This window comes from Sulfitobacter sp. F26169L (genome assembly GCF_026410285.1).
Classification (GTDB): domain Bacteria; phylum Pseudomonadota; class Alphaproteobacteria; order Rhodobacterales; family Rhodobacteraceae; genus Sulfitobacter.
Map to the genome: position 1 here is coordinate 223,929 of NZ_JAPMLP010000004.1, position 18,507 is coordinate 242,435.

The window sequence follows — 18,507 nt, forward strand, 5'->3', positions numbered from 1 at the left end:
ATGGCAACAGAAGCACAAGGCGCGGAAGAAGGCGGTCTGGTCTTTCATCCGATGGATCAGTTCATCGTGTCACCGCTCGGTGGCGATGGTGCTGTAAACTGGTACACGTTTACCAATGCGGCCCTCTGGACCAGCTTTGCAGTCGCAGCGGTTTTCCTGCTACTGGTTGTAGGCACGTCCAAGCGCGCAGTTGTTCCGGGTCGGATGCAATCGGTTGCCGAACTGGCGTATGGCTTCGTTTACAAAATGGTCGAAGACATCTGCGGTAAAGAAGGGGTGAAATACTTCCCCTATATAATGACACTGTTCATGTTCATTGTCTGCGCCAACTTCCTTGGCCTGATCCCGACAGCCTTCACGCCTACTTCACACTTTGCTGTGACGGTTGTGTTGGCTTTGGCAGTGTTCATTGTTGTCACGGTTCTTGGCTTTGTGAAAAACGGCACAGCATTCCTGAGCTTGTTCTGGGTTGCTTCCGCACCATTGGCTTTGCGCCCCGTGTTGGCAGTGATCGAGCTTATTTCATACTTCGTGCGCCCCGTTAGCCACTCCATTCGTCTGGCTGGCAACGTCATGGCCGGCCACGCGGTTATCAAAGTATTCGCGGGTTTTGCGGCACTGGTTGCTGTATCGCCTATCGCGATCCTCGGGATCACGGCGATGTATGGCCTGGAGGTCCTCGTGTCCTTCATTCAGGCCTATGTTTTCACCATCCTGACATGCGTGTATCTCAAAGATGCACTGCACCCCGCACACTAACGACTTGGGGGCAGGTCTTGCCTGTCTCCATCACTATCCAAACTTCCAACGCATAGGAGAATACTCATGGAAGGCGAACTCGCACACATCGGCGCAGGTCTGGCAGCAATCGGTTCCGGCGCAGCCGCAATCGGTGTTGGTAACGTAGCTGGTAACTATCTGGCAGGCGCATTGCGCAACCCATCCGCAGCTGCATCGCAGACTGCAACACTCTTTATCGGCATCGCGTTCGCCGAAGCGCTGGGGATCTTCGCGTTCCTCGTAGCACTTCTGCTGATGTTCGCTGTATAAGCGACAGACGTTTAATCCCTATGCTGGGGGCGGTGTGGTACGCTGTACCGCCCTCTGGACACAGGACTTTACTACGTCCCTTAGAGAACGATGTTTTGACAGGAGGCCATGATGGCAACTGAAATCGCAACAGACGCCGTTGGTACTGCGGAAGCAGCAGGCCCCGGCATGCCGCAACTGGATTTCGCCACATGGGGAAACCAGATTTTCTGGCTGGTACTTGCGCTTATCGCAATTTATCTGATCCTGTCGCGCGTGGCACTGCCGCGCATTGCCGCTGTTCTGGCAGAGCGTCAGGGCACAATTACAAACGACATTGCCGCCGCCGAGGACCTGAAGGCCAAAGCGGTTGAGGCCGAGGCTGCCTATGACAAGGCGCTGGTAGATGCCCGTGCAGAAGCACAGCGCATCATCGCAGAGGCAAAAGCAGACATGCAGGCGGATCTGGACAAGGCGATTGCTAAAGCCGACGAACAGATTGCTGCGAAATCTGCGGAATCCGAAAAAGCCATTTCGGAAATTCGTGCCGGTGCTTTGGAGAACGTGAAAGCGGTTGCCAAAGACACGGCCAAAGAAATTGTTGCTGCAATGGGTGGCAAGGCAGATGCCAAAACCGTCACCGCAGCAGTTAACTCACGGATGAAAGGATAACGTCATGCGTTTCACGCTCACATCCGTCATCGCGCTGCTGGGGGCTACACCGGCCTTTGCAGCGTCTGGCCCGTTCTTTTCGCTGGGCAACACAGATTTTGTGGTGCTGCTTGCTTTCCTGCTGTTCATCGCGGTGCTGTTCTATTTCAAAGTCCCATCACTGATTGGCAAAATGCTTGATGGCCGTGCCGAGGGAATCAAAACCGAACTCGAAGAGGCCCGCAAGCTGCGCGAAGACGCACAAACGCTTCTCGCCTCCTACGAGCGCAAGCAAAAAGAGGTGCACGAGCAGGCCGATCGTATTGTGGCTGCAGCCAAGGATGAAGCCGCTGCAGCAGGAGAGCAGGCACGCGCCGATCTTGCGGTTTCAGTCGAGCGCCGTCTGGCCGCTGCCGAAGAGCAAATCGGTTCTGCCGAGGCCGCTGCGATCAAGGAAGTACGCGATCAGGCCATTGTCATTGCGATCGCTGCATCGCGTGAGATCATCGGCAAACAGATGACAGCCGCGGAAGCGAACAAGTTGATCGACGAAGGTATTGCGCAGGTGGATGCAAAGCTCCACTAAAACTCTGCCTAATAAGATAACGAAGCCCTGATCGAAAGATCGGGGCTTTTTGTTTTGGCGGGCTATCCGAAGCTCTGCACAGAAATTGGACGACGGTCCGTAGTGCCGCCAATAAAGCGCATTATCATCGTACCGCAGGGCACGGCGAAGCTGTCCCGGAAAGCTTACGCATCTTAACGTCTTGTTAACGGGACATGTGGCTTTTTGGTTGATATGATCCGATGTTTAATCCCCCTCATCCTTGCGCTTGGGGCGTGCAACACTGCTGGCCCCCATTTTCGCGGGCTACCTGCAACCACCGTTACGGTTGACGGGTCCACGTTTGACGTGCGTGTGCGGAATGAATTAGCCGAAGCGATCCGGACTTCAACGGAATACGCGCCCCGCTTTGGTGTAATCCGTGAACGGGCGGGGCGAGCCATGGCAATGGTCAGCGGCTGCGAGGTGAAAGAGGTTCGTGGGGATCAGGCGCAGGCGACAGGCCTTTTGCGCTGCGGCAAGGGTAAACGCCGCAAAAAACCGGTGCTGCCTGTCGGGCTGGAGTGTGTGCCAATCAGGGGAAGTGAGTTGACGCAATTGGGCGCCACCTCGGTTGAGGTTGACTGTGTAACAGTGTTCTAACCACGATATCTTGTGGATAACTGCGGGAATCCGCCTGTAGATAGGGTGTGCCTGTTGACAGGTAGCGGCGAACGCCGTCACTTGCGTAACGGTTCGGAATCACCACACAGGCGGCATATGCGCTTTTCGAAACTCAGGCTGACTGGCTTCAAAAGCTTTGTCGACCCCACCGATCTGATCATTGCGGATGGTCTGACGGGTGTTGTGGGGCCGAACGGGTGTGGAAAGTCGAACCTGCTGGAAGCGCTGCGCTGGGTCATGGGGGAGAACCGCCCGACCGCGATGCGGGGCGGTGGCATGGAAGATGTGATTTTTGCGGGTGCCGCGACACGCCCCGCACGCAATTTTGCCGAAGTGTCTTTGCAGATCGACAACAGCGAGCGTTTGGCCCCTGCGGGTTTCAACGACAGCGACTCCCTTGAAATCATACGCCGCATCACACGGGATGCAGGCAGTGCGTATAAGGCGGCAGGCAAGGATGTGCGCGCGCGTGATGTGCAGATGTTGTTTGCCGATGCCTCAACGGGGGCACACTCCCCCGCGTTGGTACGGCAGGGCCAGATCAGCGAATTGATCAACGCAAAACCCAAAAGCCGCCGCAGGATACTGGAAGAAGCTGCTGGCATTTCGGGTCTTTATGCCCGCCGCCACGAGGCAGAGCTAAAGCTGAACGGCGCGGAAACAAATCTGGCGCGCGTAGATGATGTGATTGAGCAACTGGCCACTCAACTGGCGCAGCTGGGGCGGCAGGCACGACAAGCCGCGCGGTATCGCGACATCGGAGAGCAATTGCGCCGGACCGAAGGCACGTTACTGTACCGCCGCTGGCGCGAGGCGGATGACGCGCGCGCGCGTGCCGAAGAAGAATTGCGCAGCCGGGTGTTGGCGGCCATGCAGGCCGAAGGCCACGTGCGCGCTTGCGCCCAGGCGCGGCAGGACGCCGAAGATGTAATGCCTGAATTGCGTGAAGAAGATGCTATTGCAGCGGCGGTTGTGCAGCGGTTGGTGGTGCAGCGCGATACGTTGAGCGATCAGGAGAACCGCGCCAACGCAACGATTGAAACGCTCCAAGGGCGGATTGCGCAGCTGGCACGCGACATCGAGCGTGAGGGCGGACTTAACCGCGATGCAGGCGATACAATCGAACGTCTGGAATGGGAAGCCCGTGAACTTGCCAAAGCCGGTGAGGGGCATGCCGAAGCGCTTGAGCTTGCGTCCGAAGTGGCCCGCGAAGCCGCCGCAGTATTGCAGGAACGCGAAGGCGATCTGAGTCAGCAGACCGAAGATGTGGCACGGCTGGCCGCGCGATACAGCTCTGCCGAGCGTTTGCTGGATGACAGCCGCAAGACGCAGGCACGATCGGAAGCGGAAGCTTTGCGTGCGCAAGAGGCGGTGCAGGCCAGTGAGGCGGCGCTGGAAAAAGCTGCAAGTGATTTTGAAACGGCATCGACAGCGGAAGTGGCGGCGGTTGCTGCGGCAGAGGCTGCGGATGAAGCGCTGCTGAATGCCGAGGAAATGCGTGCGGAGACACAAACCCGCGAAGCCGAAGCGCGCGCGGAGCGCTCTGAAGCCGAAGGAGAAATGAATGCCTTGCGCGCCGAGGCGGGGGCATTGGCTAAACTGGTAGAGCGGGACACGGCAGAAGGGGGCCAGATACTTGACCGCCTTCAGGTAGAGCACGGGTTTGAAAAAGCGCTTGGTGCTGCGCTGGCGGATGATCTTCGCGCGCCGGAGGTAGAGGCGGACGGCCCGTCAGGTTGGTCTGCTTTGGCGGCCTACAGCGATGCCCAGGCCCTTCCCGCAGGGGTCACGCCCTTGACGAACCATGTGTCATGTCCCGATGTATTGAATCGCCGTATGGGCCAGATCGGTCTGGTGGATGCGGATGATGGTCCGCGCCTGCAACCGGCATTGCTGCCGGGGCAGCGGCTGGTATCGCTTGAGGGTGATTTGTGGCGTTGGGACGGGTTTCGCGCATGGGCAGAAGACGCGCCATCGGCTGCGGCGTTGCGTTTGCAACAGCTGAACCGGTTGGAAGTGTTAAAACAATCACTGGAGCAGGCGAGCCAACGTGCCGAAGGCGCACGTGCGGCGCATGAAAACCTGACCGTGGCGCTGACGGCCCAGACCGAAGCAGACAAGCGCGCACGCGAGGCGCGTCGTGATGCAGACCGGATGGTGGCCGATGCAGGCCGCGCGCTGAGCCGTGCCGAGGCCGACCGTAACCTCGCCGCCGGACGGCTTGAATCGCTTGGTCTTGCCGTCGCGCGGCATGAGGAAGAGGCGATGGCCGCGCGTGCGCGTGTTCTGGAGGCGGAGCGTGCGTTGGCTGATCTGGGGGATCTGGGGGATGCGCGGGCCGCGGTGGAGGATATCCGCATGGCGGTAGAGGCGGCGCGTATTACGATGATGTCGCGGCGCTCGGGCCATGACGAGTTGCGCCGCGAGGGTGAGGCGCGTCTGAAACGCGCGCAGGAGGTGACCAAAGAACTTAGCGGTTGGCGGCATCGTCTTGAAACAGCCGAAAAACGGAGTGCCGAACTGATCGAGCGCAAAGAAGCGTCCGAAGCCGAGTTGAAAGAAGCGCTGGCAGTGCCGGAAGACATCGCCTTGAAGCGCGATGAACTGGGCGACGAGATCGCGCATGCAGAAGACAGGCGCGCATCGGCAGTGGATAAGCTTTCTGAGGCGGAGGCGACACTGCGCGATGCCACGCTGGCGGAGCGCGAAGGCGAGCGGGTGGCCTCCGAAGCGCGTGAGGCGCGTGCGCGGTCCGAGGCGCGCTGTGATGCAGCCAAGGAAACCGTTGCCGCCGCTGCCGAGCGGATCGCCGAAGACCAGCAGTTAACTCCGAACCAGTTGTTGAGCCAGCTTGACGTAAATCCCGATGCAATGCCCGGCGCAGAAAAGCTGGAGGCTGATGTAAACCGTCTGAAGCGGCAGCGCGACGCGCTGGGTGCCGTGAATTTGCGCGCCGAAGAAGACGCCAAAGGCGTGCAGGAAGAACACGACACGCTGGTAACCGAAAAGGCCGATCTGGAAGAGGCGATCAAGACGCTGCGCGCAGGCATTGCAGGGTTGAACCGTGAGGGGCGCGAGCGGTTGCTGACGGCGTTCGAGCAGGTGAACGCAAACTTCTCACTTTTGTTTACGCATCTGTTCGGCGGCGGCGAGGCAAAGTTGATGATGGTGGAATCCGATGATCCGCTTGAGGCGGGTCTGGAGATTATGTGCCAACCACCGGGAAAAAAACTAAGCACGCTTAGCCTGTTGTCGGGGGGTGAACAGACCCTGACCGCGATGGCGCTTATTTTCGCTGTGTTTCTTGCCAATCCTGCGCCGATCTGTGTGCTGGACGAGGTTGACGCGCCGCTGGATGACGCAAACGTCACGCGATTTTGTGATCTGCTGGACGAAATGTGCCGGCAGACCGATACGCGTTTTCTGATTATTACACACCACGCGGTGACTATGGCGCGGATGGACCGCCTGTTTGGCGTGACAATGGCAGAGCAGGGCGTGAGCCAGCTTGTCTCGGTCGATCTGAAAAAGGCGGAAAAGCTGGTCGCGTGAACGTGTGTGGCCTTGGCCTTGCGTACGCTTTAGGCTGGTGGTGTGCGGTATTTGATTGCTCTGTTCCTGTTACCATCGGCCCTCTGGGCTGGCGAATTCCATCTGCTGGATGGCGATGCAGCATTGAGCCGTGCCGAGGTCATGCAGGTGACGGAAAGGCATCTGATCGAATTTTATGAAGGTGGCCAATCGCGATATTCCGCCGGTGGAGCGTACAGTTTTACTTACGCCAGTGGTGGTACGGCATATGGCAGCTTTACGGTGAATTCGGATGGGACGATCTGTATCTCATATCGCAACGGGCGCAGCCGCTGCGATAGATTAGTCCGCAGTCACGGGCGTCTTGTGATGCTGACCCAGGGCGGTCAGCGCTTTGCGATCAGGCCTTAGGTTCAATTTGCGCGATCGGCCCACCCGTCTTTTCCCAACCGGTAAAGCCGTCTTTCAGGTGCGCTGCTGTGAACCCCATGTCTTGCAATGTCGCGACAGATAAGGCGGAGCGCCAGCCGGACGCGCAGTAAAAGACAAACTTTTTGTCCTGTGCAAAGACATCTTTGAAATATGGGCTGTCGGGATCTACCCAGAATTCCAGCATGCCGCGGGGGCAATGAAACGCACCGGGAATGAACCCGTTGCGCGCACGTTCACGCGGATCGCGGATATCGACGATCTGCACAGACGGGTCGTTGAGCATGGTGATAGCCGCATCGGTTTCAATTTCCTCGATGCGCGCGCGGGCACGCGCAACCATCTCGGCAGCGGTGGTTGTCAAATTCATCGCGTTCTCCCCTCAAGCTTTGACAGAAGGGCAGGGGTCGGCCATGCATCTGCGGGCAGGTTCATGCGTTCCTGTTCTGCCTGGACGGCGTCACGGGTTTTGGCCCCCAAAATGCCATCAACATTCCCGACATTGTAGCCGCGCGCTTTCAAAGCGCGTTGCAGACGTTTCATCTGGCTGCCGCTAAGCCCTTTTTCCGGGTTTCCTGCATTATACACTTTGGCACCTTTCAGGCGGGTGGCAAAATACGCCGCCGTCAGAACGTAGGTAAAGCTTTGATTCCATTCAAAAAATACGTTGAAGTTCGGGTAAGCAAGAAAAGCAGGGCCGCGTCGGCCTTGGGGCAGGATTAACGATGCGCGCAAGTTGTTGGCCAGCGCGCCATCACGGGGGCGAATGCCAAGTGCGGCCCAGTCGCGGGCGCGTTTGGTGGTGTTTAATCCGCTGAGCGACCAGTCGAAATTCTGCGGCACAATTACCTCGTCAATCCACGGCTGGTTTGCCCGCCAGCCGAGAGAGGACAGCATCTTGCCCCCTGACATTAACGCATCAGGCGCAGAGGTTTTCAGCGAGACACGACCGTCACCATCTCCGTCGGTGCCATTCTCCAGAATGTCGCGGGGTAGCATCTGGACCATGCCGATCTCTCCGGCCCAGGCCCCTGTCGTTTTCGCGGGATTGAAATCACCACGGGCAAACAGCTTCATCGCCGCGAAAATCTGTGGGCGGAACAGTTCGGGGCGGCGGCAGTCATGGGCGAGGGTGACGAGCGCGTTCGCAGTGTTGAAATTGCCCTGAATTGCGCCAAAGTCCGTTTCAAAAGCCCAGAAGGCCAGCAGAACACCCCGGTCAACGCCATATCGGCTGTCGATCCTGTCAAAAACCTTGTCATAGCGCTGGCCGTTGCTGCGTCCGCGATTGATACGGTCATTCGAGATCAGCCGGCGTGAGAAATCAACGAAAGGCCGCTGGAACACCCCTTGCGAGCGGTCTGCGCGCAATACCGCAGGGTCGAGCCGCACCGGGGCGAGAAAGCTGGCCGCGACCTTTGCGTTTACGCCATGTTTGGGCGCCTCGGCCTTCAGGCCGTTGAGAAACGTATTGAAATTGCCGCCGCATGGCACGTTGGCCAGTGCCGAGAGCGGGGTGAGGGCCAAGAGGGCCGCAAAAATTGTAGAGCGCATTAAAGACCTTTGTTCTAAATTCAACCCAGAGAGGCCAGCAATATCGTTAGCCCCAGCATCATGCCCCACGCCTGCCACAGCTTGCGTATGGATGCTTCAATTTCGCCCGCGCCGATGGTGCGTGCGCCAGCGCCGCCGACCCATGGAAACTGCTGCATTTTGCCATCATAAGCGCGCGGCCCCGCCAATGCCACACCTATGGCACGCGCCATTGCAGCTTCGGGCCAGCCAGCATTGGGAGAGCGGTGCTGCGCGGCGTCCTTTCTGATTTCATCCAGCATGCCGATCACGCCGGCAGGTAATGCGATCAGCAGACAGGTGAGGCGGGCGGGAACAAAGTTCATCACATCATCCATACGGGCAGTCGTCTTACCAAAACGTTCATAACGCGGCGTGCGATAGCCGATCATGCTGTCGGCTGTATTTACCGCCTTGTACACTATCAACCCCGGAAGTCCACCCAGCAGAAACCAAAAGATGGGGGCAATCACCCCGTCCGAGAGGTTTTCCGCCGCGCTTTCGATTGCAGACCGTGCGACCGCCGATTGATCCATCTGCGCGGTGTCGCGGCTGACGATCATGGCGACGGCGCGGCGTCCGTCCCCCAGCGAGATGCGCAATCCGTCCGCTACCGCCGCCACATGTTGTACCAGTGAGCGCTGCGCCAGCAAAATGGCGACGATGACAATTTGCGCGATGCCCCCCAAGTGTGCAAGCGCCCAGCCGATGAACCAAGCGCCACCTATCAGGATCGCCAGCGCTGCACCTCCGGCGATTATCCCGCCATTCTTCGTATTTAATTTTCGATCCAGCAGAGCAACGGCACGGCCCATCAAGACAGCGGGGTGCGGCACCCGCGACCAAAGCCAGCGCGGCTCGCCAAACGCGGCGTCCAGCATCATTGCCAGCAGAAGGATAACAGGCGCGCTCATGGCAGTGCGGCCTCCAGGCGCGCCCACTGATCGGGGGCGGGCAGGCCAAGGCGTAACCAGCGTGGATTGTAGGGGAATATACGGCTCCAGACTTGATTGTGTGCAAGGCGGGTTTGCCACGCCGCCGCATCGTCAACATCATAAAGCCGGAAAAGACTGGTGCCGCCCACCAGAGAGGCGCCGCCGCCGGCGAGCAGTGCATCAAGGCGCACAGCATCGGCGCTGAGCCGTTTGCGGGTTTGTTCAGCCCACAGCGGGTCGCGCAGCGCACGTGTGCCAATCTCCAGTGCCGGTCCTGCCACAGGCCAAGGGCCGAGCATTGTTTCGAGCCGCGCCACCAGCGCGGGATCACCGATCACAAAGCCGAGCCGGACACCAGCCAAGCCCCAGAATTTTCCAAAGCTTTTAAGAACCAGTGTATTGCGGCGGTCTGCCTCCGCAATCAATGTGGCAGCAGGCCTCACATCGCAAAAGCTTTCGTCGATGACACGCAGGGAAGCGCACAGATCGCCAGCTTTGAAAGTGCGCCCGTCCGGGTTGTTGGGGTTTACAATGACCTGTGCGTCCGCTTGCGACAAAGTTTCGGTATGCTGCCAGCCGGCAAAATCGAAGGCTGCGGCGTGTTCGTTATACGTTGGGGCTGCAATATGAACCCTTCCCGCAGCGCCTAATCGTGGGATCATTGCGATGGGTGCGGAGGCGCCGTTTGTGGCGATGACGGCAGCTTCTCGGGGGATTTGCCAAAAACTTCGCGCAGCCTCGACAAGTGCGGATTGCGCTGCCTTGTCCGGCAAGGCACACCATGAGTTGTGATAGATGTCACCAACCGGATAGGCCACCGGGTTAATCCCCGTGGACAGATCGATCCAGCTATCGCGCGTGCCGCCGTACTGTTGTGCCGCCGCGTCAATACCTCCGCCGTGATCCCGTTTTTGCTGTATCACGTACCCTACCTGCGAAACCGTTGGTGGCTGAATTCAGCCTGTTTTCCCCGTTCGACAAAGCGGAGTTTTGTGTAACTATCAATAGAGCGCTATACTTCCGGATATATATTTTCTTTTTTCATTGCTTTCCTAATGAATATAGCCCCTACCGTTGGCCGAGGATACTGAACACATGACCGACAACGAAGCACAAAATACACGGGTGTTAATCGTGGAAAGCAAGCCCGAGCTGGCCAAGCTGTGGCAAAGGCACCTGATACGTCAGGGGATGAGCGCGGTTTATGTGACAAATCAGGATGCCGCGATTGACCATCTGTCACAAAACGACACTGACATAATTATCCTGGATCTGGTAATCACTGACGGAGCGGCACTGGCGATTTCGGATTATGCAAATTACCGCCATCCAGATGCGCGGGTGATTTTTGTGACCAACACCAGCTTTTTCTCTGACGGGTCCATTTTTGCCCATTCCGCCAACGCGCGTGCGTTTGTGCCAACGAATACGCCGCCAGAAGATCTGGCGGCGATGGCAGCACATTACGGGGCTGAGCGGCGCGTAGGCTAGCCGCGTCCGTGAGGCTGATGCCAGGCAATAACCGGATTAATCGGAATGATCCGGTTGGGATTAATCGTATCATGACTGTAATGATAATGGCGCACGATATGGTCGAAATGCACCGTGTCTGCCACACCATCCCATTGAAATAGCTCGCGGGTGTAGGCCCACAGGTTCGGAAAATCTACAATCCGGCTGCGGTTGCATTTGAAATGCTGGTGGTAAACACAATCAAAACGCACCAGCGTGGTGAACAGGCGCCAGTCGGCTTCGGTAATTGTGTCACCTGTCAGATAGCGGTTGTTGGACAGGATATTTTCGATCCAGTCCAGAGAGTCAAACAGCGGATGAACGGCGGCGTCATAAGCGGATTGTGTGGTCGCAAAGCCTGCTTTGTATACGCCATTGTTCACCGTGTCATAAACCCGCGCGTTAATCTCTTCTATTTCGGGGCGCAGCGCCTCTGGCCAGTAATCATCTGTATTGCCTGTCAGCGCGTCAAATGCGCTGTTCATCATGCGAATGATTTCGGAAGATTCGTTTGAAACGATGGTGTTACGCTTTTTGTCCCACAGAATGGGAACCGTCACGCGACCGGTAAAATCAGGCACGGCGCGGGTATATATATCGCGCGCAAAGGGAAGATCGAACAGCTTGTCACCCGTTGCTCCGGCAAAATCGGTGTCAAACGTCCACCCTTGGCCGAGCATGTCGGGGTGTACCACCGATACACTGATCAGCGCTTCAAGCCCTTTCAGTGCGCGAAATATAAGGGCGCGGTGTGCCCACGGGCAGGCATAGCTGACATACAGGTGATAGCGGTCTGCTTCTGCTTCAAACCCGCCTTCACCGCTGGGGCCGGCGCTGCCGTCTGCTGTCACCCAGTTGCGGAAATTTGCCTCTTGGCGCTTAAACGCGCCGCCGCTTTTCTTGGTGTCATACCAGCTGTCATGCCATTCGCCTTCGATCAACAGTCCCATGGGCGTCTCCTTTGATGTCGGTTAACGGATATGTAACCTGAAATGCATAGAATTCGATTGCATACCGTCGCGCAGGAGGGGTGCGAAAATGCACAACGACAAATAAAGTTTCAAAATTGTGTTGCCAGAAAAAATTTTTGACACAAACTTGAGTGTGTAGCGGGAGAGGAATCATGGACGTATTTTTGCCGAAAGGTTTTGCAGCGGGTAACAGCCGCCCCGCGACCAGCCACCCTTCGCGCGCGAGAAAGCTGTGTGTGGATGCGGGGGGAGTGTATTATCCCGTGCATCGGAACTGGGCGACAGGGTTTGCAACTGCGGTTGAGGATACGCCTGTACTTAGTGGCGTGGTTGATCTTTATGACGGGGCAGATCATTTGCACCAGTGCCTGATAACAGGTCACGAAATTGTGGATGATGAACAGGTATTCACTGTGAAGCGCGCGATCAGCGTCGACTACTCTGCTGAGTCCGACTTGTAGAAGGTCGCGAGGCAGGGGCGATTGATGAAACGGGGCACCCTAAGGCGGGCCCCCCGATAGTCTTTATTGCAGGTCTTTGAAAGCTTCGGCCAGACGATCACAGGCTTCCTTTACCCGCGCGCGCGGCGTGGCGATGTTGAACCGCAGATAGCTTTCACCACCCTTTCCGAAGGTTGGGCCATGGTTGGCGGCGATGCCTGCGCCTTTTTCGACGCGCTTGGTAAATTCCTCACGGGTCATACCTGTTCCCTCAAAATCCACCCACGCCAGATAGGTCGCCTCAAGCGGCATGGACTGCAGGCCCGGTATGGCATTGACGGCATCGTCAAACAGACGGCGGTTGCCATCGAGATATTTAATCAGGTCATCCACCCACGCCGCGCCTTCGGGGGAATAGGCCGCTGAGGCCATGAACAACCCAAAACTGTTGGGCGACAGGCCAAGTGCAGCCATACGTGTGGCGAACTTTTCGCGCAAAACCGGATCGGAGATGATGACATTGCCCGAATGGCTGCCTGCGATGTTAAAGGTTTTCGTGGTGGCGGTCATCATTACAAGGCGGTCGTCGATGTCATCGATCAAGCTCATCGCGATGTGTCTATGACCGGGCATGACCAGATCATGATGAATTTCATCTGACACAAGCACCAGATCGTGCCGCTTGGCAAAATCGGCTACCTCCTGCAGCTCTTCGCGGGTCCAGACCGTGCCACCCGGATTATGGGGCGAGCAGAGGATGACCATTTTTTCGTTGCCGGTCATCTGCGCATCATAAGCTTCGAAATCCATCCGGTAACGACCGTTTTCACGCACCATTTCACATTCGACCACGCGGCGGTCAGCAGCGGTGATCACCCTTGCAAATGCGTGATAAACTGGGGTGAACAGCACCACCCCGTCGCCCGCTTTGGTAAAGGCATCGACACACATGGCAGTGCCGTTAACCAGACCGTGAGTGGTGAAGATATGCGCGGGGTCCAGATCCCAGTTGTGGCGGGTCTTCATCCACCACTGGATTGCCGCGCGGTACTTGCTGTCGTCCCCGAAATACCCGTATACGCCGTGCCGCGCCATTGCTTCGACGGCGTCCTGCACAACGGGCGCGGTCTGGAAATCCATGTCCGCCACCCACATTGATATGCCGGTATCTGCGGGCACGCCGTAAATGCTCTCCATGCTGTCCCATTTCACGCAATGGGTGCCGCGCCGTTCGATCGGGGTGTCAAAGCTCATATAGTTTCTCCTGTAGATTTCGCGGAAGGTTAGCGACGTGTGGCGTATGTGCAAGCCCAACAATCTGCACGCGCTGCTTGCGGGGGCGGGGGGCATGGCCTACATGACCTTGCATGAAACGCCCCATTTTATATCACCCCGACCCGCGCCTGAAAAAAAACTGTGCAGCCGTTGCCGATCTGACCGATGATTTGCGCGCGCTGGCGGATGATATGCTGGCCACGATGTATGATGCCCCCGGTGTGGGGCTGGCTGCGCCGCAGGTTGGCGTACTGTCCCGCCTTGTTGTGCTGGATTGTGTCAAGGAAGAAGGTGAAAAGCCGCGCCCGCTGATCATGTTCAACCCGCAGATCGTTGCCGCGTCAGAAGAGCTGAATACCTATGAAGAGGGCTGCCTGAGCATTCCCGAACAGTTCGCTGATGTGACCCGCCCTGCCGAGGTGGAGGTAACGTGGATTGATCGCGACGGTAACGAGCAGCGCGAAGGCATGGACGGTCTTTGGGCCACTTGTGTGCAGCACGAGATCGACCACCTTGATGGCAAGCTTTTCATCGACTACCTCAAACCGCTCAAGCGGCAGATGATCACCCGCAAGATGGTGAAGTTCAAACGCGAGCTGGCCCGCGGATGAGTGTGCTGGACATCGTGCAGTGGCCCGATCCGCGTCTGATGGAAATTTGCGCGCCGGTTGACGCGATAACACCACAGATTGAAACGCTGGCGGCGGATATGCTGGAAACGATGTATGCTGCCCCCGGACGTGGATTAGCAGCGCCGCAAGTGGGCGCGACGGTGCGGATGTTCGTGATGGATACCGGATGGAAAGAGGGCAAGCCCGATCCACTGGTCTGTATCAATCCGATGCTGCAGGAAGTCAGCGAAGAGCGTGTGACCAACGCCGAGGGATGTCTGAGTATTCCCGGTGTCAGTGCCGACATCTCGCGCCCCGCACAGGTGCAAATGGTCTGGACAGGGCTGAACGGCGGGCGCTACGTGCAGAGTTTTATCGGATTTTCAGCTGCCTGCGTGCAGCATGAACTGGATCATCTGGACGGCGTGGTTACTTTTGACCACCTTGATCCCGAAACCCGCGCAGCGCTGGAAGCGGAGTATGCAGCATGACCGTTCGCCCGATATTGGCATGGCCAGACAAACGCCTGCGCACAGCAGCCCAAGACGTCCGCCAGATCACCGATAATGTCCGCGCGATCTGGCAGGACATGATTGACACGATGGACGCCATGCCCGGCGTTGGGCTTGGCGCGCCGCAGATTGGCGTGATGCTTCGGCTGGCGGTTGTCGATACTTCGGAGGCGCGTAACAAGCGGATCAGGTTGGCGAACCCCGAAGTCGTTGACGCCTCTGCCATTATGAATGTGCATGAGGAAGCGTCGCCCTGTTTGTCAGGTGTATCGGCTAAGGTATCGCGTCCGCGTGGTGTGCGGGTGCGTTATTTGGACGAAAGTGGCGCGGTGATCGAGCGGGATTTCGTCGGGTTGGACGCAACCAGTGTGCAGCACCAGATCGACCACCTTGCAGGAAAGATGTATTTTGACCGCCTCAGCAAGGTCAAACGTGACATGCTGCTGCGCCGCGCGCGCAAGATGAAGGTTTAGTCATGCGTATTGTTTTTATGGGCACTCCCGATTTTTCAGTAACGGTGCTGGATGCCCTGCACAACGCTGGCCACGAGATTGTTGCGGTCTATTCCCAGCCCCCGCGTCCGGCGGGGCGGGGCAAAAAAGACCGGCCAAGCCCTGTGCACGCGCGTGCCGAGGCGCTGGGGCTGCAGGTGAGAACACCGACGTCTTTGAAGTCACCGCAGGAGCAGAGCGCATTTGCGGCGTTGAATGCGGATGTGGCTGTGGTGGTGGCGTATGGATTGATCCTGCCGCAAGCGATTTTGGATGCGCCTGTGCGCGGGTGTCTGAATATCCATGCCAGCCTGTTGCCGCGCTGGCGCGGTGCAGCGCCTATCCATCGCGCGATAATGGCGGGTGACGCACAGACCGGTGTCTGCATTATGCAGATGGAAGCCGGGCTTGATACCGGCCCGGTATTGTTGCGGGAAGCGCTGGACATCGGCGCCGAGGAAACAACCGCGCAATTGCATGACCGGCTGGGCGATCTGGGCGCGCGTCTGATTGTGCAAGCGCTTAAGAAGCTCGACACGCTTGTTCCTGAGGTGCAGCCCGAAGAAGGTGTCACCTATGCGGCCAAAATCGACAAATCGGAAGGACGTATCGACTGGAGCAAACCTGCGGTTGAAGTGGACCGCTTGATCCGTGGCTTGTCACCCTTTCCCGGCGCATGGTTTAAGTTTGAAGGGGATCGGATAAAAGTGCTTGGATCCCGAGTGGTTGAGGGATCGGGCACGGCGGGCGTGGTTCTTGATGACGCTTTGCATGTTGCTTGTGGTGAAGACGCAGTCGCGCTGACCCGCTTGCAAAAGGCGGGAAAAGGCGCGCAGGATGCCGAAGTGTTCCAGCGCGGTGCGCAAATTCGTGCTGGTACAGATTTGAACAAAGGATAAGCTATGTTTCCTACCATGATCGGTACAGTCGTGATTGCGGGGATTGTTGGCTATCTCGCGGAAAAGACCGGATTTACACACAACGGAATTTTGCAGAGCATTATTATCTGTGTTGGCGGTGCTTTTGTATTCTACTTTGTGAGGCTGATGTTCGGGTTCGGGTTTGCCTCGCCCGGAGTGAATGCGATTGCCTCATCTATAGGAGCGCTGGTTATTGTGCCGTTTCATTGGCGCAAATGATGAAGGGGGCCAGCCCCCGATGGCCTGCGGCCATCTCCCCCGGGATATTTATGGCCAAAAGAAAGTGCAGTCTCAGGATTTGGGGGGGGTGCTTTTGTAGACCGGCAAGTTCCACCCGAAGTGGATCGAGCCCGCTCTGAGGGTCCATGTGACGGCAGCGCCGGCCAGAAGGCCATACGACAGGTCCGGTAGATAGATTTTCAGCAAGACTGCTGTTGTGGCGCCTGCGAAAGCGGCGGTCACGTAAAGTTCGCCCTTTTTCAGCACAACGGGGACATCGCCAACAACAACATCACGCATCAAGCCGCCCATACAGCCCGTAACCATACCCATCAGAACGATGATTGTCGGCCCCTGATCGAGATCGATAGCAACGCCCGCGCCAGCAGCCATGGCGACGGCAAGTGCGAAACTGTCGAGCCAGACGATGGTGCGCTGGCGACTTTCCAGAAGGTGGGCTGTGAAAAAGGTGAGCAGCGCCGCTGTGGTTGCGGCGGCCAGATAGGTGGGGTCTTCGACCCAGAAGATAGGGTCTTGGTGCAGCAGAAGATCGCGGATGGTGCCGCCGCCCACAGCAGTGAGGCAGCCGATAAAGACAAATCCGACCAGATCAAGCTGAGCGCGGCTGGCCACCAGTGCGCCGGTGATTGCAAATACAATTACGGAAGCATAATCAAGGTAATCTACAAGGTTCATTTGGACTTGTACGGAGCCATGCCGGCACGGGCCAATGCGTCTGCGCGCTCGTTTTCCGGATGACCTGCGTGGCCTTTGACCCATTTCCACGTGACGCGGTGGCGGGCGTTTGCCGCATCAAGACGTTGCCAGAGTTCCGCATTTTTCACAGGTTTCTTCGCGGCATTTTTCCAGCCGTTCTTCTTCCAGCCGAAAATCCAGCCGGTGATGCCGTTTTTGACATAGTTGCTGTCGGTTACCACAGTGATTTCGGTGTCCCGCTCAAGCGCTTCAAGTGCGTGTATGGCGGCGAGTAGTTCCATGCGGTTGTTGGTCGTGTTGGCTTCACCGCCTTTAAGTTCACGCTCTTTGACAACTTTGCCACCGTCCATTGCCTGCATCAAGGCACCCCAGCCGCCCGGACCAGGATTGCCCGAACAGGCCCCGTCTGTGTATGCAAAAAGTTCAGGCATTAGCGCAGACCACAATCCAGCCGTGGTAGGTTTCATCCAGCCCTTTTGCCTGTCCGGTCCAGTGCTGGGTAGGGGTGAAACAAGCGTTTTTCAAAAGTGTCTCCAGTTCGGGCTTGGAATAGTATTCATAATAACGGCCCAGATCGTCTCGTTCGTTGCCAACGCCCATTTTCATTCCGATAAACAGGTTGCCGTCGGGTTTCAGTGCGCGTCGTAAGGCTGCCAGATGGCGCGGCATATCCTTGCGCGGGGCGTGGAGCAAGCTAAAGCTGGCCCAGATCCCGTCATAGATGTTTTCGCCGGTGATGTCGTCAAAGCGGCCTTTGCGCGGATAGATGTCCGCGAGGTCGGGGATGCGCGAGATTATTTCCGCCGACGCATCCAGCGCATCAATTTTCAGACCCGCCTGCGCCATCAGAACGGCATAACCCCCAGGGCCACAGCCGAGATCAAGGACAAAGCCGTTGGCAGGGCAGGTGGCGATAAATTCGTGGATCAGCGGATCGTTGGCAGCGTAGTCGCGCATCATGGTGTCGTAGGCGTCTGCCTGCGCGTTATAAACTTTTATCGTCTGCTCATCACTCACGCCAATGCTCCGACAGCCAGACAAGCCACAACAATGGTGGTAAGCAGGATGCGTAACCGCATCCACCAAGAGGGTGTCAGGGCTTCGCGATGGAAGAAATAATCTAGCATCAGCAGGCCCGCGAATCCGATCGCCAGAAAAAGAAGTGTGCCGGAGTCCGTGGTGCCTCTGGCGAGGAAGGCCCACAGGGCGGGCAGCACCGAAAGAACATAGCCGGTTGTTGCTTTTGCCCCGTTGGCTTTGGTTGCGAAACCCCAAAGAACGCCGGACATGAAGGATAGAATGACCGTGCCGTAAAGGACCAGCATCTTGATACCGTCTCCGGCGGTGACAAGCGGGGAGTCACCACCTGAATCCGGAAGCGTTGAGAAAAATGCACCGACGAGAAACGGTAGCAAGCCGGCCAAGCCGAGGGCGAGTGGGGCGCGGGGAATCTGGAACATTGTT

General features: G+C 57.7%; 24 protein-coding genes. 14 read left to right on the forward strand and 10 right to left on the reverse strand.

Annotated features, from left to right (window positions below; all coding sequences use genetic code 11):
* From OS189_RS10310 to OS189_RS10340, 7 genes are all read left to right on the forward strand, one after another.
* The gene (locus OS189_RS10310) at positions 1 to 759 is read left to right on the forward strand and encodes a F0F1 ATP synthase subunit A (protein ID WP_267167230.1); all 759 of its coding nucleotides are present in this window, start codon (positions 1 to 3) and stop codon (positions 757 to 759) included.
* Positions 760 to 825: 66 nt separating this feature from the next.
* Complete coding sequence (locus OS189_RS10315) at positions 826 to 1,050, forward strand: F0F1 ATP synthase subunit C (RefSeq protein ID WP_011567586.1); 225 nt, start codon at positions 826 to 828, stop codon at positions 1,048 to 1,050.
* Between the two features lie 111 nt (positions 1,051 to 1,161).
* A complete protein-coding gene (locus OS189_RS10320) occupies positions 1,162 to 1,701 on the forward strand; it encodes a F0F1 ATP synthase subunit B' (protein ID WP_267167231.1) in 540 nt (179 codons plus the stop codon).
* 4 nt (positions 1,702 to 1,705) lie between these two features.
* Positions 1,706 to 2,266 (forward strand): F0F1 ATP synthase subunit B, encoded by a 561-nt coding sequence (locus tag OS189_RS10325; RefSeq protein WP_267167232.1) that lies wholly within the window; start codon positions 1,706 to 1,708, stop codon positions 2,264 to 2,266.
* Between the two features lie 213 nt (positions 2,267 to 2,479).
* Positions 2,480 to 2,887, forward strand: a complete 408-nt coding sequence (locus tag OS189_RS10330) for a hypothetical protein (protein ID WP_267167233.1) — start codon at positions 2,480 to 2,482, stop codon at positions 2,885 to 2,887.
* Positions 2,888 to 3,004: 117 nt separating this feature from the next.
* Complete coding sequence (gene smc / locus OS189_RS10335; RefSeq protein WP_267167234.1) at positions 3,005 to 6,460, forward strand: chromosome segregation protein SMC; 3,456 nt, start codon at positions 3,005 to 3,007, stop codon at positions 6,458 to 6,460.
* A gap of 42 nt (positions 6,461 to 6,502) precedes the next feature.
* The gene (locus tag OS189_RS10340) at positions 6,503 to 6,850 is read left to right on the forward strand and encodes a hypothetical protein (protein WP_267167235.1); all 348 of its coding nucleotides are present in this window, start codon (positions 6,503 to 6,505) and stop codon (positions 6,848 to 6,850) included.
* Here the strand turns inward: OS189_RS10340 and OS189_RS10345 are convergent.
* The 4 genes from OS189_RS10345 to cobD are packed head-to-tail and all read right to left on the reverse strand — an operon-like array spanning position 6,840 to position 10,295.
* A complete protein-coding gene (locus tag OS189_RS10345) occupies positions 6,840 to 7,238 on the reverse strand; it encodes a rhodanese-like domain-containing protein (protein WP_267167236.1) in 399 nt (132 codons plus the stop codon). The genes OS189_RS10340 and OS189_RS10345 overlap by 11 nt on opposite strands.
* Positions 7,235 to 8,422 carry a lytic murein transglycosylase gene (locus OS189_RS10350; protein ID WP_267167237.1) on the reverse strand — a complete coding sequence of 396 codons (1,188 nt, stop codon included), beginning with the start codon at positions 8,420 to 8,422 and terminating at the stop codon, positions 7,235 to 7,237. Before OS189_RS10350 ends, OS189_RS10345 begins: the two co-directional genes overlap by 4 nt.
* Before the next feature lie 20 nt (positions 8,423 to 8,442).
* Positions 8,443 to 9,354: an adenosylcobinamide-phosphate synthase CbiB gene (gene cbiB, locus OS189_RS10355; RefSeq protein ID WP_267167238.1), complete on the reverse strand. Its 912-nt coding sequence runs from the start codon at positions 9,352 to 9,354 to the stop codon at positions 8,443 to 8,445.
* On the reverse strand, positions 9,351 to 10,295 hold the full coding sequence (cobD, locus tag OS189_RS10360) for a threonine-phosphate decarboxylase CobD (RefSeq protein WP_267167586.1): 945 nt from the start codon (positions 10,293 to 10,295) through the stop codon (positions 9,351 to 9,353). The genes cbiB and cobD overlap by 4 nt, the downstream gene beginning before the upstream one ends.
* A 175-nt stretch (positions 10,296 to 10,470) precedes the next feature.
* Here cobD and OS189_RS10365 point away from each other — a divergent pair, with 175 nt between their 5' ends.
* Positions 10,471 to 10,866, forward strand: coding sequence for a response regulator (locus tag OS189_RS10365; protein WP_267167239.1), 396 nt, complete (start codon positions 10,471 to 10,473; stop codon positions 10,864 to 10,866).
* Here the strand turns inward: OS189_RS10365 and OS189_RS10370 are convergent.
* Entirely contained in the window at positions 10,863 to 11,837 is a 975-nt protein-coding gene (locus tag OS189_RS10370) for a glutathione S-transferase family protein (RefSeq protein WP_267167240.1), read from the reverse strand. The genes OS189_RS10365 and OS189_RS10370 overlap by 4 nt on opposite strands.
* A 173-nt stretch (positions 11,838 to 12,010) precedes the next feature.
* Here OS189_RS10370 and OS189_RS10375 point away from each other — a divergent pair, with 173 nt between their 5' ends.
* Positions 12,011 to 12,319 carry a hypothetical protein gene (locus tag OS189_RS10375; RefSeq protein ID WP_267167241.1) on the forward strand — a complete coding sequence of 103 codons (309 nt, stop codon included), beginning with the start codon at positions 12,011 to 12,013 and terminating at the stop codon, positions 12,317 to 12,319.
* Positions 12,320 to 12,382: 63 nt separating this feature from the next.
* On the opposite strand, the gene OS189_RS10380 is transcribed toward OS189_RS10375, so the two are convergent.
* Positions 12,383 to 13,552, reverse strand: coding sequence for a MalY/PatB family protein (locus tag OS189_RS10380; RefSeq protein WP_267167242.1), 1,170 nt, complete (start codon positions 13,550 to 13,552; stop codon positions 12,383 to 12,385).
* A 113-nt stretch (positions 13,553 to 13,665) separates the two neighbouring features.
* On the opposite strand from OS189_RS10380, the gene def (OS189_RS10385) reads away from it, so the two are divergent.
* From def (OS189_RS10385) to OS189_RS10405, 5 genes are read left to right on the forward strand one after another with little or no spacing between them, the layout of a single operon-like run.
* Entirely contained in the window at positions 13,666 to 14,184 is a 519-nt protein-coding gene (def, locus tag OS189_RS10385; protein WP_267167243.1) for a peptide deformylase, read from the forward strand.
* Positions 14,181 to 14,675, forward strand: a complete 495-nt coding sequence (def, locus tag OS189_RS10390) for a peptide deformylase (protein WP_267167244.1) — start codon at positions 14,181 to 14,183, stop codon at positions 14,673 to 14,675. Before def (OS189_RS10385) ends, def (OS189_RS10390) begins: the two co-directional genes overlap by 4 nt.
* Complete coding sequence (gene def, locus OS189_RS10395) at positions 14,672 to 15,169, forward strand: peptide deformylase (RefSeq protein WP_267167245.1); 498 nt, start codon at positions 14,672 to 14,674, stop codon at positions 15,167 to 15,169. Before def (OS189_RS10390) ends, def (OS189_RS10395) begins: the two co-directional genes overlap by 4 nt.
* Before the next feature lie 2 nt (positions 15,170 to 15,171).
* Complete coding sequence (gene fmt / locus OS189_RS10400) at positions 15,172 to 16,086, forward strand: methionyl-tRNA formyltransferase (RefSeq protein WP_267167246.1); 915 nt, start codon at positions 15,172 to 15,174, stop codon at positions 16,084 to 16,086.
* A 3-nt stretch (positions 16,087 to 16,089) separates the two neighbouring features.
* Positions 16,090 to 16,326, forward strand: a complete 237-nt coding sequence (locus OS189_RS10405; RefSeq protein ID WP_267167247.1) for a hypothetical protein — start codon at positions 16,090 to 16,092, stop codon at positions 16,324 to 16,326.
* A gap of 72 nt (positions 16,327 to 16,398) precedes the next feature.
* On the opposite strand, the gene OS189_RS10410 is transcribed toward OS189_RS10405, so the two are convergent.
* Genes OS189_RS10410 through OS189_RS10425 form a run of 4 tightly spaced genes read right to left on the reverse strand, consistent with a single transcriptional unit; the run spans position 16,399 to position 18,503 of the window.
* Positions 16,399 to 17,022 carry a trimeric intracellular cation channel family protein gene (locus OS189_RS10410; RefSeq protein ID WP_267167248.1) on the reverse strand — a complete coding sequence of 208 codons (624 nt, stop codon included), beginning with the start codon at positions 17,020 to 17,022 and terminating at the stop codon, positions 16,399 to 16,401.
* Entirely contained in the window at positions 17,019 to 17,474 is a 456-nt protein-coding gene (gene rnhA, locus OS189_RS10415; RefSeq protein ID WP_267167249.1) for a ribonuclease HI, read from the reverse strand. The genes OS189_RS10410 and rnhA overlap by 4 nt, the downstream gene beginning before the upstream one ends.
* Positions 17,467 to 18,060 (reverse strand): class I SAM-dependent DNA methyltransferase, encoded by a 594-nt coding sequence (locus tag OS189_RS10420; RefSeq protein ID WP_267167250.1) that lies wholly within the window; start codon positions 18,058 to 18,060, stop codon positions 17,467 to 17,469. Before OS189_RS10420 ends, rnhA begins: the two co-directional genes overlap by 8 nt.
* Positions 18,057 to 18,503, reverse strand: coding sequence for a DUF3429 domain-containing protein (locus OS189_RS10425; RefSeq protein ID WP_267167251.1), 447 nt, complete (start codon positions 18,501 to 18,503; stop codon positions 18,057 to 18,059). The genes OS189_RS10420 and OS189_RS10425 overlap by 4 nt, the downstream gene beginning before the upstream one ends.
* Positions 18,504 to 18,507 lie beyond the last annotated feature (4 nt).